Raw genomic sequence first — 2,214 nt, 5'->3', positions numbered from 1 at the left:
CCGCCCGAGAGCGTACCGATCAACATGCTGGTGAAGGTCAAAGGCACGCCGCTGGCCGATAACGACGACGTTGAACCGTTCGACTTCATCCGCACCATCGCGGTGGCGCGCATCATGATGCCATCGTCGCACGTGCGTCTTTCAGCCGGTCGCGAGCAGATGAGCGAGCAAACTCAGGCGATGTGCTTTATGGCCGGTGCAAACTCAATCTTCTACGGCTGCAAGCTGCTCACTACGCCAAACCCGGAAGAGGATAAAGATCTAATTCTGTTCCGCAAACTGGGCCTGAATCCTGAGCATACCGCGACAACCGCCGGTGACAACGAGCAGCAATATCAGCTCAGCGAGCAGCTGCTGCACGCGGATACCGAGCAGTTCTATAACGCGGCTGTGTAAATGGGCTGGTCACAACGTATTGATGAGGCGCTGGCGGCGCGGCGCGCCGCGGATGGCTGGCGGCTGCGGCGTCCCGTTGAGCACAACAGCGTGCGGGAGATTACGCTCGAAGGGCAGCGTTATCGCCACTTCTCCAGCAATGACTATCTCGGCTTGAGTCAGCATCCGGCGGTGATCGCTGCCTGGCAGCAGGGCGCGGCCGAGACGGGCGCGGGTGCGGGTGCATCCGGTCACGTGACCGGCTACAGCCGCCATCATGCGCAGCTCGAAGCGGAGCTGGCGGACTGGCTTGGCTATTCGCGCGCGCTGCTGTTCATTTCGGGATTTGCCGCCAATCAGGCAGTGATCCATCTGCTGGCGGAAAAGCAGGATCGCATCTTCGCCGATAAGCTGGCGCACGCGTCACTGCTGGATGCCGCCAGCCACAGCCCGGCGAGTCTACGTCGCTTTGCCCACAATCAGCCGGAAAGTCTGGCGAAGCTGCTGGCAACGCCGTCGGAGGGCGGCACGCTGGTGGTGACCGAAGGCGTGTTTAGCATGGATGGCGACAGCGCACCGCTGGCCGAGATTGCCGAACAGACGCGGCGCGGTAACGGCTGGCTGCTGGTGGATGATGCGCACGGTATTGGCGTCACCGGTGCGCAAGGGCGCGGCAGCTGCTGGCAGCAGCAGGTCAAACCGGAACTGCTGATTGTCACCTTCGGCAAAGTGTTTGGCGTCAGCGGCGCGGCGCTGCTGTGCGATGACGCCACCGCTGATTACGTCGAGCAGTTTTCACGCCATCTGATCTACTCCACCGCGATGCCACCGGCGCAGTGCTACGCGCTGCTGGCGGCACTGCGGCAGATTCAACAAGGCGATGCGCTGCGCGAAAAATTGCACAGCCACATCGCGCGTTTCCGTGCGGGAGCCGCCGATTTGCCGTGGCAGCTGGTCGATTCTGCGAGCGCCATCCAGCCGCTGATCGTTGGCGAAAACAGCGCGGCAATGGCGTTGTCGCAGCGACTGGCGCAGGCCGGCTGCTGGGTAAGCGCCATTCGTCCACCGACCGTGCCGCCGGGCACCGCGCGGCTACGCATCACGCTCACCGCTGCGCATCATACCGATGATATTGATCGTCTGCTGGAGGCGCTATATGACGCTGCAGGTTAACAAGCAGGCCGTGGCAAACGCTTTTGGTCGCGCGGCTGCGCATTACGAGCAGCACGCGCAGTTGCAGCGGCTGAGCGGTGATGCGCTGTTGGCGCTGGCGCCTGCCGGTTTTGGTCCTCATCTGCTGGATGCCGGTTGCGGCACCGGCTGGTATAGCCGCTACTGGCGCGATCGCGGGCGCACGCTGACGGCACTTGATCTGTCGCCCAACATGCTGCAAACCGCGCGCGATCAGCAATCGGCACAGCACTATCTGCTGGGCGATATTGATGAGGTGCCGCTACCAGACGCCAGCGTTGACGGCGTGTGGAGCAATCTGACGGTGCAGTGGAGCAGCGACTTGCACACCGCGCTGCTGCAGTTTTTGCGCGTTACGCGTCCAGGCGGCACGGTACTGTTTTCCACGCTGCTCGACGGGTCGCTGCACGAAGTGCATCACGCGTGGGCGCAGCTGGATGGTCGTCAGCACGCCAACCGTTTCCTCAGCGCCGCACAGTTTGACGCGGCCACCACAACGCTGCCGATCGCTAAGCAGCAGCAGGTTATCACGCTGCATTTTCCCAGCGCGCTCAGCGCTATGCGCTCGCTGAAAGGCATTGGTGCCACACATCTGCACGACGGACGCGGCGCCAGCGTACTGACGCGCGCTCAGCTGGCACAGCTTGA

2 protein-coding genes and 1 pseudogene are annotated in these 2,214 nt (G+C 62.9%); all 3 read left to right on the top strand.

All coding sequences use genetic code 11. From position 1 onward, the window contains the following. Positions 1-396, top strand: a pseudogene (locus RTY00_RS19985) (biotin synthase); the annotation flags it as partial. Beyond that, a complete protein-coding gene (gene bioF, locus RTY00_RS19980) occupies positions 397-1,548 on the top strand; it encodes an 8-amino-7-oxononanoate synthase (protein WP_312665759.1) in 1,152 nt (383 codons plus the stop codon). Continuing rightward, a partial coding sequence (bioC, locus tag RTY00_RS19975) for a malonyl-ACP O-methyltransferase BioC (RefSeq protein ID WP_312665758.1) occupies positions 1,532-2,214 on the top strand: 683 nt, incomplete at its 3' end. The genes bioF and bioC, both read left to right, overlap by 17 nt.

The sequence above is a fragment of the Pantoea sp. CTOTU49201 genome, from assembly GCF_032054795.1.
Taxonomy (GTDB): domain Bacteria; phylum Pseudomonadota; class Gammaproteobacteria; order Enterobacterales; family Enterobacteriaceae; genus Pantoea; species Pantoea symbiotica.
Note: the sequence above shows the minus strand (reverse complement) of the source record. Positions and strands in the feature narration are given on the sequence as shown.